The sequence below is a fragment of the Pseudomonas sp. AE27 genome (assembly GCF_037113495.1).
Classification (GTDB): domain Bacteria; phylum Pseudomonadota; class Gammaproteobacteria; order Pseudomonadales; family Pseudomonadaceae; genus Aquipseudomonas; species Aquipseudomonas palmensis.
Genome location: NZ_CP146966.1, coordinates 5,409,511 through 5,423,483 on the forward strand (window position 1 = coordinate 5,409,511; position 13,973 = coordinate 5,423,483).

At 65.5% G+C, this 13,973-nt stretch carries 12 protein-coding genes; 9 read left to right on the forward strand and 3 right to left on the reverse strand.

Features of this window, described 5'->3' with window-relative positions; translation table 11 throughout:
- The first annotated feature begins 46 nt into the window (after positions 1-46).
- From V9K84_RS24875 to V9K84_RS24885, 3 genes are read left to right on the forward strand one after another with little or no spacing between them, the layout of a single operon-like run.
- A complete protein-coding gene (locus V9K84_RS24875) occupies positions 47-1,450 on the forward strand; it encodes an MBOAT family O-acyltransferase (RefSeq protein WP_238596467.1) in 1,404 nt (467 codons plus the stop codon).
- Complete coding sequence (locus V9K84_RS24880) at positions 1,437-2,603, forward strand: SGNH family hydrolase (RefSeq protein ID WP_088514363.1); 1,167 nt, start codon at positions 1,437-1,439, stop codon at positions 2,601-2,603. The genes V9K84_RS24875 and V9K84_RS24880 overlap by 14 nt, the downstream gene beginning before the upstream one ends.
- Before the next feature lie 2 nt (positions 2,604-2,605).
- Complete coding sequence (locus V9K84_RS24885) at positions 2,606-3,814, forward strand: SGNH/GDSL hydrolase family protein (protein ID WP_043861881.1); 1,209 nt, start codon at positions 2,606-2,608, stop codon at positions 3,812-3,814.
- A gap of 243 nt (positions 3,815-4,057) precedes the next feature.
- Here V9K84_RS24885 and V9K84_RS24890 read toward each other — a convergent pair whose 3' ends face one another.
- Both V9K84_RS24890 and rtcR read right to left on the reverse strand, forming a co-directional pair.
- Positions 4,058-5,143 carry a dienelactone hydrolase family protein gene (locus tag V9K84_RS24890; RefSeq protein ID WP_173925035.1) on the reverse strand — a complete coding sequence of 362 codons (1,086 nt, stop codon included), beginning with the start codon at positions 5,141-5,143 and terminating at the stop codon, positions 4,058-4,060.
- A gap of 85 nt (positions 5,144-5,228) precedes the next feature.
- Positions 5,229-6,812, reverse strand: coding sequence for an RNA repair transcriptional activator RtcR (gene rtcR / locus V9K84_RS24895; protein WP_088514361.1), 1,584 nt, complete (start codon positions 6,810-6,812; stop codon positions 5,229-5,231).
- 611 nt (positions 6,813-7,423) lie between these two features.
- On the opposite strand from rtcR, the gene V9K84_RS24900 reads away from it, so the two are divergent.
- From V9K84_RS24900 to V9K84_RS24920, 5 genes are read left to right on the forward strand one after another with little or no spacing between them, the layout of a single operon-like run.
- The gene (locus tag V9K84_RS24900; protein WP_058541911.1) at positions 7,424-8,569 is read left to right on the forward strand and encodes a slipin family protein; all 1,146 of its coding nucleotides are present in this window, start codon (positions 7,424-7,426) and stop codon (positions 8,567-8,569) included.
- A gap of 45 nt (positions 8,570-8,614) precedes the next feature.
- Complete coding sequence (locus V9K84_RS24905; protein ID WP_088514360.1) at positions 8,615-9,829, forward strand: RtcB family protein; 1,215 nt, start codon at positions 8,615-8,617, stop codon at positions 9,827-9,829.
- A 50-nt stretch (positions 9,830-9,879) separates the two neighbouring features.
- Positions 9,880-10,677 (forward strand): nucleotidyltransferase domain-containing protein, encoded by a 798-nt coding sequence (locus V9K84_RS24910; protein ID WP_043861877.1) that lies wholly within the window; start codon positions 9,880-9,882, stop codon positions 10,675-10,677.
- A 28-nt stretch (positions 10,678-10,705) separates the two neighbouring features.
- Positions 10,706-11,017: a hypothetical protein gene (locus tag V9K84_RS24915; protein WP_088514359.1), complete on the forward strand. Its 312-nt coding sequence runs from the start codon at positions 10,706-10,708 to the stop codon at positions 11,015-11,017.
- Positions 11,018-11,021: 4 nt separating this feature from the next.
- A complete protein-coding gene (locus tag V9K84_RS24920; protein WP_058541910.1) occupies positions 11,022-12,095 on the forward strand; it encodes a DUF6708 domain-containing protein in 1,074 nt (357 codons plus the stop codon).
- On the opposite strand, the gene V9K84_RS24925 is transcribed toward V9K84_RS24920, so the two are convergent.
- A complete protein-coding gene (locus V9K84_RS24925; protein ID WP_088514358.1) occupies positions 12,025-12,930 on the reverse strand; it encodes a DMT family transporter in 906 nt (301 codons plus the stop codon). The two genes, V9K84_RS24920 and V9K84_RS24925, sit on opposite strands and share 71 nt — an antisense overlap.
- A gap of 98 nt (positions 12,931-13,028) precedes the next feature.
- On the opposite strand from V9K84_RS24925, the gene V9K84_RS24930 reads away from it, so the two are divergent.
- Positions 13,029-13,940 carry a LysR substrate-binding domain-containing protein gene (locus tag V9K84_RS24930; protein WP_088514357.1) on the forward strand — a complete coding sequence of 304 codons (912 nt, stop codon included), beginning with the start codon at positions 13,029-13,031 and terminating at the stop codon, positions 13,938-13,940.
- The last annotated feature ends 33 nt before the right edge of the window (positions 13,941-13,973 follow it).

The following is a 13,973-nucleotide window of genomic DNA, read 5'->3' on the forward strand; positions in this document are numbered from 1 at the left end:
ATCCGGGTCAGGGTCCCCCCTTCCATGTCGCGTAATGGACTACGTTGTGAGCTTTCTTTCGATCGAGTTCGGCCTCTGCTTCACTCTGTTTTTCGCGGTCTACTGGAGCCTTTGCTGGAGCGTTCGCCTGCAGAACGTCCTGCTGCTGGCGGGCAGCTATGCGCTGGTCGCAAGCTTCAGCCTCGATTCGCTGTACATCCTGCTCGGCTACACCCTGCTGGTCTACCTGCTGGGGCTGTTCAGCGCGCGACATCCCGGACGGCGCTTCACCTACCTGATGGTGTTGCTGCTGGTGCTGGGCTGCTTCTATGTCTTCAAGTACCAGGAATTCTTCGTGGGGGGCGTGCAGGCCGCGCTGGCCGACCTGGGCCTGGACGTCTCGCTGCCGGTGCTGGAGGTGCTGCTGCCGATCGGGCTGTCGTTCTACACCTTCCATTCGGTCAGCTACCTGGTGTCGATCAACCGCGGTGAAATGGCCCCGGCCGCGCCGCTGGACCTGGCCCTGTACCTGGCCTTCTTCCCCAGCCTGGTGGCCGGCCCGGTCAACCGCGCCGCGCACATGCTGCCGCAGATTCGCCCGGCGCAGATCCGCCAGGTGCTGGAGCCGCAACGGGCGCTGGGGCTGATTGCGCTGGCGGTGGTCAAGCTGTTCTTCTTCAGTGCCTGGCTGGGCAGCGAGTGGGTCGACCCGGTGTTCGAGACCCCAAGCGGCTTCAGCGCCGAGCAACTGCTGCTGAGCGTGTACGGCTACAGCCTGCTGATCTACCTGAACTTCAGCGGCTACACCAACCTGGTGACCGGCGTGGCGCTGCTGCTGGGCTTTCGCCTGCCGGCCAACTTCAATGCGCCCTACGCGGCCCGCAACCTCAAGGAGTTCTGGGGGCGCTGGCACATCAGCCTGTCGACCTTCATTCGCGACTACGTGTACATCCCGCTGGGCGGCAACCGCCAGGGCGTGTGGCGCGGCAACCTGAACATGCTGCTGGCGATGCTGGTTTCCGGCCTGTGGCACGGCGCGAGCCTCAACTTCATCATCTGGGGTGCGCTGCACGGCGTGGGGCTGGCGCTGTACAAGGCCTCCACCTACGTGCTGCCACAACCGATGCGCTGGCCGGGCGCGGATGTGCTGGCGCGCCTGCTGACCTTCCACTACGTCGCCTTCGCCTGGATCTTCTTTCGCTGCGCGAGCCTGGATGATGCGCTGGACATGCTCGGCGGCATCGCCGGCCTGAGCCTGGGCGGGCTGTTGAGCACCACCGGCCTGCTGTTGCTGGGCTGCGTGCTGTACATCGCGGTGTACCCGCAGGTGCTGGCGCTGCTGCGCCAGGGTTTTGCCGCCAGCAGCCGGCTGCCCTGGCAGCTCTACCCGATCCCGCTGGGGCTGTTCGTGTCGTTGGTCATCTTCGCTTCGCAATCGGGCGTGCCGGGGTTCATCTATGCAAGCTTCTAGTACCGGTCAGCTGTTCAAGACGCAAATGGGCGCGGCCAAGGTGCTGTACGCGATCCTGGTCACCACCTTGCTGCTGTTCTGGCTGAACCAGAACTCCATCAGCCTGTACTGCCAGCAGAAGTATCACCAGAGCTGCGAGCTGCCCTGGGTAGGGCAGAGCCAGGCGTGGCGCCTGGGCGGCAACCTGACCCAGGCCCTGGGGGATGCGCGCAGCAGCTTCATCGACAGCCTGGAGCGCCAGACCCTGCTGGCCCAGGCCGAGGGCATGCCGACGGTCGAGCTGCCGCCCAGTATGCCGGTGGTGCTGGTCGACCTGGCGCAGCCGCATGCCAAGGCGCCGGCGCCTGCCAAGGTACCGGTGGTGGCGCCGACACCTGCGGCCAGGCCCCCTGCAGTGCAGCCAGCGACAGTGCAGCCGGTTGTGGCGCAGGCGCCCGCCGCGCAACCGGTCAAGGTGGCGGCGCAACCGCTGGTGCCGGGGCAGCCGCCCAAGGCCGTGAGCCTGGCGGCTGGCGACGAAGTGTTCCTGGTGGGCGACTCGCTGATGCAGGGCGTGGCGCCGCACCTGGCCAACACCTTGCTCAAGCGCTACCAGATCAAGAGCGTCAACCTCAGCCGCCAGAGCACGGGCCTGGCGTACCCCGGTTTTTTCAACTGGCCGCAGACGGTGTCCGACACGCTGCAGAATCACCCCAACATCCGCCTGATGGTGGTGTTCCTGGGCCCGAACGACCCGTGGGACATGCCCGAGTCCAAGGGCAAGCCGTTCCTGCGCTTCAAATCGCCTGAGTGGGAGGCGCTGTACCGCAAGCGCATCGACCGGATCCTGGACGAGGCCCGCGCGCACAATGTGCAGGTGATCTGGGTCGGCCCGCCCAACATGCAAAAGCCCAAGTTGTCGACGGCCATGGCCTATCTCAGCGGGCTGTATGAAAGCCAGGCGCAGTTGTACCAGCAGCATTACGTGTCGGCCAACGGCGTGCTCGGTTACCAGGCCGACGAGTTCTCCTATACCCTGCAGAACAGCCAGGGCAAACGGGTCAAGACCCGTGTCGACGACGGCATCCACTTCACCACCACGGGCCAGAAGCTGATCGCCGAGCAGGTACTGTCGATGATCGCCTTCCCGGGCCTGACCGTAACGGGACACTGAGCATGCGCCGAGCGCACAACATCCTGGTGCTGGCGGCGCTGATCTGCGCGCTGCCGGGCTGCAGCCCGGTGGCGGCGGTCAACGCGCCGGCCGCGCGCCCCCTCGCCGTGCAGCAGAAGGCGACCGGCAGCCGTGACGGCAATCTTGCGGTGCTGGCCGGCAAGCTGCGCACCTCCAGTCGCACACCGGTCAATATCGTGCAATTTGGAGATTCGCACACTGCCGCCGACCTGTTCAGCGGCGAGATGCGTCGCCTGCTGCAGTCGCAGTACGGCGATGGCGGCATAGGCTTCGTGGCGGCGACACCGGTACCTGGCACGCGCTACGACAACCTGATCCTCAAGACGGCCAGGCGCCAGTGGGAGCTGGTGTCGGCGCGCAACCAGCAAAGCACGCAGTTCCCGCTGGGGGGCTACCTGTCGGTACCGCTGGCGGCGAACCCGAGCGTGCGCCTGGAGGCGCGTGAACCGAGTGCCCAGCGCTACCGTATCTCGGCCCTGTACCAGGCGCGGGAGAACAGCAGCCTTACCGCCCGTGGCGGGCAGAACGCGGCGCGCCGCGTGATGCTGGCCGCAAGCAACGGGCAGTGGCGCTTCAGCCCGCCGCTCAACAGCATCAGCCTGCCGGTGGACATGAGCCTGAATGCCCACCCGGGCACGGTGCTGGGTGGCTGGTACATCCAGGGCCAGAAGAACGCCGGGGTGACCTATTCGGCCCTGGGCATCAACGGTGCGCGGCTGGAGGTGCAGGACAAATGGCAGGCTGGCTGGCAGGAAAACCTCAAGGCCCTGCGCCCGGACCTGATCATTCTGGCCTATGGCACCAACGAGGCGTTCGACAACACCCTGGACATGGCCAAGTACCGTGACCAGTTGCGCCGTACCGTGGCCCAGCTCAAGCGGGTGCAGCCACGGGCGGTGATCCTGCTGGTGGGGCCTTCGGACTCGATCAAGCAGCGTGGCGCGCGTACCTGCGCGACGCGGCGCCCGCAGTCGTTGCCGCAGGTGGTGCAGATCCAGCGCCAGGTGGCACGCCAGGCCAACGTGCTGTTCTGGGACTGGCAGGCCTACATGGGCGGGGAGTGCTCGATTGCGCGCTGGCAGGCAGAGGGGCTGGCGCGAGGCGACCTGGTGCACCTGACGGCCGATGGCTATCGCAAGAGTGCGTCGGGGCTGTATGACTACCTGCGGGGGCAGTTGGGGCTGCGTTGAGGCAAAAAAAAGAGGGGCTGTATCGGTGTCGGGATTGGCTTGCGGCGCCCCGGTGCATCGATAACAGCCCCCCAGCTTCGAGCCACAGGGGCGTCGAACTCAGGTGCAAGCATAGAATGGTTTTTTGGGGCCTGCTGTAGGACTTTTGGACAGATCTCGAAGGGTTCTTCGTCAGCAAGGCTGACTCCTGCCGTTTACCCCACTCTGCAGGAGCCAGCCTTGCTGGCGAAAGCCGCGCTGTAGTCAGCCCGCCGGGGTCAGCCCCAACGCGTAATCGAGGTACCCGCGATACGCCGTTTCCCAGTCATCCTGGAAGGTGTGCCCGGCCGGGTGTTCGTGGCTTTGCACCGGGTTGCTGCCTTCGAACGCCTTCTGCGTGGTTGCGGTCAGTTCCAGGTTGCTCGAATGCTCCTTGGCGCCGTGCACGATCACGATGCGCTTGTCCTTGGCCTTCTGCACGGCGAATGGAATGCGAAAGCCGCCCGGCGACAGCAGTACCGCGCCGCTGTAATGCTGCGGGTATTCGGCGATCAGGTGCGCCGCATGTTCGGCGCCCTGGGAAAAGCCGATCAGCGCCACGTTCGAGCGGTCGATGCGGGTCTGCTTTTCCAGGGCCTTGAGCGCGGCCGCCACGGCTTTCTCGGTCGGCTCGACCGAGTGTTGCTGCCACATGAACTGGCCCTCGTCGCGCTTGAGCGTGCCGTTCACACCCACCAGTACGGCGCGTTCGCCCACCAGTTCTTCACGCATGCGAATGCCCTTGCTGCCTTCGGTGCCGTAGCCGGACAACCACACCACTACCGGCCAGCCGCCGGCCGGGGCCTTGCCTTCGGGGATGCTGAACGCCGCCGCACCGGCATCCTTGGCCTGTTTGGCGTAGTTGGCCTCGGCGCTCTGCAGCAGTTTCTTGTAGGCCGGTGCGTCCTTCATGCCCTCCAGCTCGTCGTCGTCACGCAGGATCACGGCCTGCCAGAAACCGCGCTCGCGGGCCTGGTCGAGCAGGTCGCCAGCCAGATCGAACTTCTCCATCGAGGCCAGGGCGGCGCCGGCCTGGTAGGACGCATAGGCGTTCTTCGGGTCCAGACGTGCGGCCGTCAGGTAATAGGCCAGGGCGCCAGCCATGTTGTCGTGCTCGCTTTTCTCCTTGTCGCCGGCATCGATGAATTCCTGTGCGTCGGCATCGTTCAGGTAGAGGTTGGCCATGCCGGCCAGGCCCTGCCAGCGGCCCTTGGCAACGGCCTCGTCTTCGTCGGCGAAGCTGGCGGTGGCGGTAAGGCTCAGGGCGGTGAACAGGCTGAGGGTGGCAAAGTGCAGACGAGGAGATGTCATGAACGACAAGACCGAGAGTCCTTTTTCGGTGGAAGGGAAAGTGTGCCGGCCAATACGGCCGGGGCGCGGATTCTAGCATGGCAGCTCAACTGCGCAGCTGGTTCCAGTCCAGTTCGAAGCGCGCCAGGTATTTGCGCAGGCGGTCGGCATCGTTGGGTTTTTCCTTGTCCTGGCGCGACACCGCAAACAGCTGGCGCCCTGCGTCGGACAGCGAGCGGGCATCGCGACACACCCGCAGCACGGCCTCCAGTTGCAGGCGGTCGAACAGGTCCAGCTCACGCCCTTCAAGCAACGGCTCGGTGGGCGCCGCAACCCCCCAGGCCCGTTGCAGCCGGGTGATCTCTTCGCTGACCAGGGGCTCGTCGATGCGTCCGCTGTCGGCCAGGGTCGCCATGCGCGTGATCGAGGCCGACAGTTCGCGAAAGTTGCCGGCCCAGCGTGCTTGCGGTGAATGGGCGAACGCCAGGTACTGGCGCTTGGCTTCAAGGTTGAAGCGCACGTTGCGGCCCTGTTCGCGGGCGTGGCGCTGCAGTTCGAAATCGATGTTCGGCTCGATGTCTTCGCGCCGCCCGGCCAGCCCCGGCAGTTCGAAGGTCCACAGGTTGATGCGCGCATACAGGTCTTCGCGAAACAGCCCTTCGGCCACCTGCTTGCGCAGGTCACGGTGGGTGCCGGCGATCAGCTGGAAGTCGCTTTGCACCTCGTTGTCTGCGCCCATCGGGAAGAAGCGCTTCTCTTCGATGGCCTTGAGCAGCATGGCCTGTTCGTCGGCGCCCAGCTCGCCGATTTCGTCGAGAAACAGCATGCCGCCGTCGGCGGCGCGCAGCAGGCCGTCGCGGGCGTTCTGTGCACCCGTGAAGGCGCCCTTGATATGCCCGAACAGGCTCGACATGGCGCCGTCGCCGCGCAGCGTGGCGCAGTTCACTTCGACGAAGCGGCCCTCCAGCTGGTGGCGCGTGCGCTTGAGTTCATGGATGCGCCGGGCCAGGAACGACTTGCCGGCACCGGTCGGCCCCACCAGCAGCATCGGGGCGGTTGAGCGCAGGGCGACGCGCTCGATCTGCTCGATGGAGTGGTTGAACGCCACGTTGCGCGTGGCGATGCCGGCCTTGAGAAACGCCAGGCTGTGCGCCTGCTCGCGCTGAAAGCGCGAAGCGATATGGTCATAGCGCGACAGGTCGAGGTCGATCAGCGTGCTGGTGCCGGCCGGGTCACGCTCTTCTTCCTTGCCGCGCGCCGGCGAGGTCTGCACCAGTCGCGCCGGCAGGTAGCGCGCCTCGGTCAGCAGAAACCAGCAGATCTGCGCAACGTGGGTGCCGGTGGTGATGTGCACCAGGTAGTCCTCGTGCTCGGTGTCGAAGTGGTAGCTGCGGGCGAAGTCATGCAGCGCGCCGTACATCTCTTCGAAATCCCACGGGTTGTGCAGTGCCAGGCGGTGCAGGCGCACCTCGGTGTGGGGCGACACGCTGAGTACATCCTCGCGCAGGCGCTCGGCCAGGCCCAGATCACGTTCGCTCTTGCCGTGAATCAGCTCCAGGCGGTCGATCGAAAGATCCGGCTGCTGGCACAGCGCGACGGTGGGCCGCCACTTGTTCCAGCGCGCGGCACCCTTTCCGTTGCGGTCGAGGGTGGTACCGATGAAGCCGATGGCAACGCTGCGCTTGTGCATGCTGTTTATCTTTTTGGATAAATGAAGATATAAAAGTATACATAAAAGCCCTCAAGCATTTGCCCAGTGCGCAGGTTGATTTAACGAAGATGAAAATAAAACACTTATAAATCAATGAGTTGAAAATAAATCCTAGCGCTTTGACGAAATCTGGCACGCCCCTCGCAATAACGCTTTCGACCGCATCGCCAAGCAGGCCAACGGGTCGGGGTTCACAACCCCACCGGTGCACGAGCCCACCCCTGGTGTTGGTGTCGTGCATGCCGCCGCCGCAACGACCGGTCGCTGGCGCAACCCCGGATGGGGCCGCCAACGAGCCTAGAACTCGTTACATACCCTCCACGGTAGCTGTACCCGTAACACCCGCCGGTGAGGCGAGGGCAACGCACTTGCAGCCAGGATGGCTGACTGTCGCGAAGGACGCCCCCGCCACCGCTGGTACGCCCGGCCTGCTGGCCGGGCCCGGGGCAAGGCGCAACGTCGGACCGAAGGACTCGGTCGGCAAAGGACTCTGATGTCCCGACGCGTGCACCTCCCCCCGGGCCCCACCTGCAGCGCTCGGCGTACCGGCAGCACCGGCACCACGGAATTCATTGAAAGGGAAATACAGAATGAAACTGCTCAAGCGCTTCATCGTGAAAAAGAACGAACGCGGCCTGCTGTTCTGCGAGGGCGACTTCGTGTCGATCCTGGAACCGGGCGTGCATCAGCGCCTTGACCTGCATAACCGGCTGACGGTGGAAACCTTCAGCCTCAACACCCCGCGCTTCGAGCACCGCCTGGCCGGCTATCTGCGCCAGAGCGAGCCGGCGGTGGTGGATCAGTACTTCGAGCGCATGGACCTGGCCGAACACGAAGTGGGCCTGCGTTTCGAGGATGGCGCACTGGCGGAACTGCTGCCACCGGGCAGCCGCCAGTTGTACTGGAAGGGCCAGAGCGCGCAGACCCTGCAGCGCATCGACCTGACCCACAGCTATCGCCTGGAGCCGACCCTGCTCGGCCAGCTCGGCCAGCCCAAGCTGCGCGGTCGCACCCTGGCCGGGCTGGATGCGGTGCTGCTGGCGCCGGTGCCGGCCTTCCATGTGGGCGTGCTCAAGGTCGATGGCGCGGTGGTCGAGCTGCTGCCGGCCGGTCAGTACGGCTTCTGGCGCTTCAACCGCCAGGTGAGCGTCGACATGGTGGACATGCGCATCCAGTCGCTGGAGGTCAGCGGCCAGGAGATCCTCACCCGCGACAAGGTCAGCCTGCGCCTGAACCTGGCGGCCAACTGGCGCTACAGCGACGTGCTGATGGCCTTCGCCAGCCTCAGCAAACCGCTGGAGCACCTGTACCGCGAGGTGCAGTTCGGCCTGCGTGCGGCCGTGGGCACGCGTACCCTCGACGAGCTGCTGGAGAACAAGCAACTGATCGACGACACCGTCAGCCAATACCTGGCCGAGAAACTGGTGGGCAGCGGCATCGAGGTCAGCGGCCTGGGCGTGCGCGACATCATTCTGCCGGGTGAAATGAAGACCCTGCTGGCGCAGGTGGTGGAGGCGGAGAAGGCGGCCCAGGCCAACGTGATCCGGCGCCGCGAGGAAACCTCGGCGACCCGTTCGCTGCTCAACACCGCCAAGGTCATGGAAGACAACCCGACGGCCCTGCGCCTGAAGGAGCTGGAAACCCTGGAGCGGGTGGCCGAGCGCATCGACCGCATTTCGGTATTCGGCGGGCTGGATCAGGTGTTGAATGGGCTGGTCAGCCTGAAAACCGCATGACACCTGCCAGGCTTTCGGGCCTGGCGGGCTACAAGGACAATTGAGATGAAGCACATGAACATCCTCGAAGTGGCCAACGGCAAACCGATCAAGCTCTGGACCCAGGGCGTGCCGGTGGACGAGGACGCACGCCAGCAACTGATGAACACCGCGCGCCTGCCGTTCATCTTCAAGCACCTGGCCGTGATGCCCGATGTGCACGTGGGCAAGGGCTCGACCATTGGCAGCGTGATCCCGACCCTGGGCGCGATCATCCCGGCGGCGGTGGGCGTGGATATCGGCTGCGGCATGATCGCGGCGCGCACCTCGCTGGTGGCGGCCGACCTGCCCGACAACCTGCAAGGGCTGCGCAGCGCCATCGAGAAGGCAGTGCCCCACGGCAAGACCTTCGGCCGGCGCGACCAGGGCGCGTGGAACCACGTACCGACCGTCGCCGATCAGGCGTGGTCGGCCCTGGCCGGGCGTTTCAAGGCGATCACCGACAAGTACCCGCAACTGCAGAAGACCAACAATCGCCAGCACCTGGGCACCCTGGGCGGCGGCAACCACTTCATCGAGGTGTGCCTGGATGAGGCCGACCGCGTGTGGTTCATGCTGCACAGCGGCTCGCGGGGCGTGGGGAATGCCATCGGCAACCTGTTCATCGAGCTGGCCAAGGCCGACATGCGCCAGCACATCGCCAACCTGCCGGACAAGGAACTGGCGTACTTCGAGGAAGGCAGCCGCCATTTCGACGATTACGTCCAGGCGGTGGAGTGGGCCCAGGACTTTGCCCGGCAGAACCGTGCGCTGATGATGCACGCGGTGATCGAGGCCACGCGCCAGGTCATCCGCAAGCCGTTCGAGGCCAATCTGCAGGGGGTCAACTGCCACCACAACTACGTGCAGAAAGAGCAGCACTTCGGCCAGGAAATCCTGGTGACGCGCAAGGGCGCGGTGTCGGCGCAGAAGGGCCAGCTGGGGATCATTCCAGGCTCGATGGGCGCGAAGAGTTTCATCGTGCGCGGCCTGGGCAACGAGGAATCGTTCTGCTCCTGCAGCCACGGTGCCGGGCGGGTCATGAGCCGTACCCGGGCCAAACAGGCCTTCACCCTTGAGGACCAGGTGCGCGCCACCGCGCATGTGGAGTGCCGCAAGGACAAGGACGTGATCGACGAGATCCCGATGGCCTACAAGGACATCGATGCGGTGATGGCGGCGCAGCGCGAGCTGGTGGAAGTGGTGCACACGTTGCGTCAGGTGGTGTGTGTGAAAGGCTGATGGCCTCTTCGCCGGCCGTGCCGGCGAAGGGGCACAACGAGGATTCGAACATGAACATGGAAGACCGTCACCCCCTGCCCAGTGCGATGCGCAGCTGGGTACTCGAAGAACTGCAACGCATCGAGCGCGAGCATGACGTGCGCGTGCTCTACGCCTGCGAATCCGGCAGCCGCGCCTGGGGTTTTGCCTCCACCGACAGCGACTTCGACGTGCGCTTCATCTACGTGCACCGCCAGGACTGGTACCTGCGCATCGACGAGCCACGCGACGTGATCGAGCGCCCGCTCACCGACGAACTCGACATCAGTGGCTGGGAGCTGCGCAAGACCCTGCGCCTGCTGCGCAATGCCAACCCGACCCTGCTCGAATGGCTCGACTCGCCGCTGGTGTACCGCGCCGAGCCGGGGGCGCTGCAAGCCTTGCGCGGCCTGGCCAGGCAATTCCATTCGCCGCAGGCGGCGTTTCACCACTACCTGTCGATGGCCACCAAGAACTTTCGCATCTACCTGCAGGGCGAAGAGGTGCGCCTGAAGAAGTACCTCTACGTATTGCGCCCGTTGCTGGCGGTGCGCTGGATCGAACAGGGCCTGGGTATGCCGCCCACCGCGTTCGCCCAGCTGGTGGAGGCGACCCTGCACGACCCGCTGCTGCTGGCCGACCTGGACGAGCTGCTTCGCGTCAAACGCATCGCCAGCGAAGCCGACTACGGGCCTCGCCGCGTACTGCTGCACCAGTTCATCGAGAGCGAGCTGGCACGAGGGGGAGCCGCCCCGGCACTGCCCAGGCCCCACGGCGATGTAAAACTGCTCGACGACTATTTGCGTGATACTGTGCGCCGTTTTTCATAGGAGCCTGTATGAACAAGGATGTCGACGCATGCTGAACCTGCGGCTGGCGCAACGCTGGGAGCGCCTGGGCAATCGCGATACCGAGGTGGGCCTGATGCTGCTGTTCGCCCTGCTGGCCGCGCTGTTTGCCTGGGGCGCCTATGCCATGGCCTATCCGGAGCATGGCTGTGTGCGCATGGGCAAGGGCAACAGCGGCCCCCTGGAGTGCAACCCCCGCCAACTGCTCAACAATGCTGTCGGGCTGCTGTTGATCGGCGTCTGCTGCGCAAGCCCCATCTTCTACATCCTGTGGCACTGGATCAAAGACATGGCGCGGCCATTGACGCTGGAAGAGGAATAGCTCGATGACCGACAGCAAATACGAACGCCTGCCCCACGCCGGTGACTTCGAGCGGGTGGCCGGCACCGAGATCGTCTACCTCTCGCCCCTGCCGATCCCCACCGGCATGCCGGCCTACAGCAGCCGCAACCTGCACCGCGAATCCAACGAGGTGTACCTGGACTTTGCCATCGGCCAGGGCAACTTCGAGTTCATGGCGCGCTGCGGCATCGCCTCGGTGATGGGTGTGGTTACCTGCTTCATGCTCACTGCCTTGCTCGGCTCCTGGGCACGCCGCCATGTGGAGCCGTTCTGGAGCACCTTCTCCGACTTCATGGCCAACGGGTTCATCTGGGGCTTCATCGCCTGCCTGTCGTTGCTGTATGCGGGGATGTTCTGGCGGGTGATGCGCGAGGTGACGATTCACCCGCCGATACGCTTCAACCGCCAGCGCCGGGAGGTGGCGTTCGTGCCCACCCGGGGCGCGGCGCCGATCTTCGTGCCGTGGGAGTCGGTGATCGCCTGCGTCAGCGCGGGGCGCACCGTCACCGAGTACGCCGTGCTGCCCGCCTTCAACCTGATGTTCTGCCTGCGTCAGGCCGACACGGGCAATGTGCTGTGGATCAACGTGCCCAGCGGCCACCTGGGCGCGGCGATTGCCGAATGGGAAGCGATCCGGGTGTACATGGAAGAGGGCCCGGCGAGCCTGCCGCCAGCGCCCGATGAAGAGTTCGAGGAGGGCACCGTGGCGTTCTTCCACATGGCCCGCCAGGGCTATCGCGACAACTTCCCGTGGTGGCAGCACTGGTTTGGCTTTCTGTTTGTGCAGGCCTTCGGCGGCTGGACCTTGCCGTGCCATATCTCGCACTGGGTCAACAACCGGCCCAAGGCGGGCATACCTCCTGAGGTGAAGGCGTGGTCGACGCCGCTGCCGGCTGAACAGCATGCCAGGCCCAGCGCCGAACTGCTGGCGCAGAGCGAAGAGGTGCGCAGTACCTTGCGTCGTGGCCAGACCCTGCTCGACTACTTCAATGTGAAGTTTGGCGACCCGGCTGAACCGGCAGCCGAGGCGGCCTCAGGTTCAGCGCCAGCACGCTGATCAGCACCAACGGCCCGCCCAGCATCACCGATGCCGAGGGCCGCTCGCCCAGCAGCGCTGCGGCGATCAGCATGGCGAAGGCGGGTATCAGGTACAGCGCCAGGGTCACCCGGGTGACCTCGCAGTGGCGCAGTACCCAGGCCCAGGCCAGGTAGGCCAGCGCGCTGGGGAATACCCCCAGCACCAGCACCGCAGTGTTGGCCTGGGGCGGTGCGTGGCCCAGGTCGTCGAGCAGCCCCGGCAGGTACACCATCAGCAATGCAGTGCCCGACCATACGGTGTAGCAGGTGATGGTCAGCGCGTCGTAGCGGTGGCCGTGGTGTTTCTGCAGGGCGAAATAGATGCTCCACGACAATGCCGCCACCAGAATCAGCAACCCGTGCGGGTCGAACTGACCGAGCCCGCGATCGCCGGCCACCACGATCACCGCGCCGGCCATGCCCAGCAGCAGGCAGCCCCAATGCCAGGCCCCGGCCACCTGCTTGAACACCCAGTGCGCGATCAGCAGGCTGAACAGCGGCGTGGACTGCGCCAGCACACTGGCCGCCCCGGCGCTGACCCCACGCTGGCCGTAGTTGATGGCCACATGGTGCAGGCTGACCGCGAACAGGCCAAGCAACAGCAGGGTGGGCACGTCCCTGAGCCGGGGCAGGGTGATGCCGCGCAGCAGCGCGATGACCGCCATGAACAGCGACGCCACGATAAAGCGCGCCAGCGCCAGGTGCGTGGGCGCATAGCCCTGCAAGCCCAGGCGGATGCCGGTGGGCGAGTAGGCCCAGCACAGCAGCACGAAGAGTACGGCGCAGGCGATTTTCAGTGAGCTGGGGCGGGTCATGGGGTGGGCTTCCGAAGGGCGGGTGCGCTCAGTATCGGAACGCCTACTGCTCACTACAATCGACTTATACTGAGTCAATCGTTCACTTTGGGTGATGTATGGAACTGATGCAGATCCGCATGTTCAAGACCGTCCACGACACCGGCAGCATTGCCCGTGCGGCCGAGGTGCTGCACTACGTACCGTCCAACATCACGGCGCGGATCAAGGCGCTGGAGGCCGAGCTGGGCGTGCCGTTGTTCCATCGCCGCGGGCGCGGGCTGGTGATCAGTCCGGCGGGGGAAACCTTCTTGCCCTATGCCACGCAGATGCTGGCCCTGGCCGAGGCCTCCAGGCAGGCGCTGGCGCCGTCCGCCAAACCATCCGGACGCTTGCGCATCGGAGCCATCGAGTCCTCGGCCAGCGGGCGCCTGCCGCGGTTTCTGGCGCAGTACCATGCGCGCTATCCCGAGGTGACGCTGGAGCTGAGCACCGGCACCTGGTCGCAGATGCTCGACGATGTGCTCAACCACCGCCTCGATGGTGCGATCGTGGCGGTGGATGTCGAGCGCCCGCACCTGCGCCGCACCCTGATGTACCAGGAAGACCTGCTGCTGATCGGCGCACCGTCACTGGGGCCGCTGCGCAGCGCCGCGGACCTGGTGGACAAGGCCGTGTTCATGTGGCCTGAAGGCTGTCCGTATCGGGCGGCACTGGAGCACTGGCTGCAGGCCCAGGGGCACAAGCTGCCCATCGTGGGCATCGGCAGCTACGGTGCGATAGTCAGCTGCGTCAGCGCCGGCACCGGGGTGTCACTGGTGCCGCGCGGCATCTACGAGCAGTACCGCCAGGGCGCAGGGTGGATCGGGCACGAGTTCGCCGACCTGAAGGCGGTCGACAACCTGTTCTACTGGCACGAGGGGGCGGGGCGACATCCGGCGCGGGAGGCATTCGTGCAGATGCTGCGCGATGGCCTGGCAGGGAATGTGCAAGGGGATTCGCTCAGCACCGCTGACGCCGCGGGTACGTAGAACCTGGCGTCGGATCATGGCATGATGCCATTA

Coding starts and splice junctions, on each gene's coding strand:
- rtcR (WP_088514361.1), bottom strand. CDS start 6,812: ATGCACAAGCGCAGCGTTGCCATCGGCTTCATCGGTACCACCCTCGAC.
- V9K84_RS24880 (WP_088514363.1), top strand. CDS start 1,437: ATGCAAGCTTCTAGTACCGGTCAGCTGTTCAAGACGCAAATGGGCGCG.
- V9K84_RS24900 (WP_058541911.1), top strand. CDS start 7,424: ATGAAACTGCTCAAGCGCTTCATCGTGAAAAAGAACGAACGCGGCCTG.
- V9K84_RS24930 (WP_088514357.1), top strand. CDS start 13,029: ATGGAACTGATGCAGATCCGCATGTTCAAGACCGTCCACGACACCGGC.
- V9K84_RS24890 (WP_173925035.1), bottom strand. CDS start 5,143: ATGACATCTCCTCGTCTGCACTTTGCCACCCTCAGCCTGTTCACCGCC.
- V9K84_RS24925 (WP_088514358.1), bottom strand. CDS start 12,930: ATGACCCGCCCCAGCTCACTGAAAATCGCCTGCGCCGTACTCTTCGTG.
- V9K84_RS24905 (WP_088514360.1), top strand. CDS start 8,615: ATGAAGCACATGAACATCCTCGAAGTGGCCAACGGCAAACCGATCAAG.
- V9K84_RS24915 (WP_088514359.1), top strand. CDS start 10,706: ATGCTGAACCTGCGGCTGGCGCAACGCTGGGAGCGCCTGGGCAATCGC.
- V9K84_RS24885 (WP_043861881.1), top strand. CDS start 2,606: ATGCGCCGAGCGCACAACATCCTGGTGCTGGCGGCGCTGATCTGCGCG.
- V9K84_RS24910 (WP_043861877.1), top strand. CDS start 9,880: ATGAACATGGAAGACCGTCACCCCCTGCCCAGTGCGATGCGCAGCTGG.
- V9K84_RS24920 (WP_058541910.1), top strand. CDS start 11,022: ATGACCGACAGCAAATACGAACGCCTGCCCCACGCCGGTGACTTCGAG.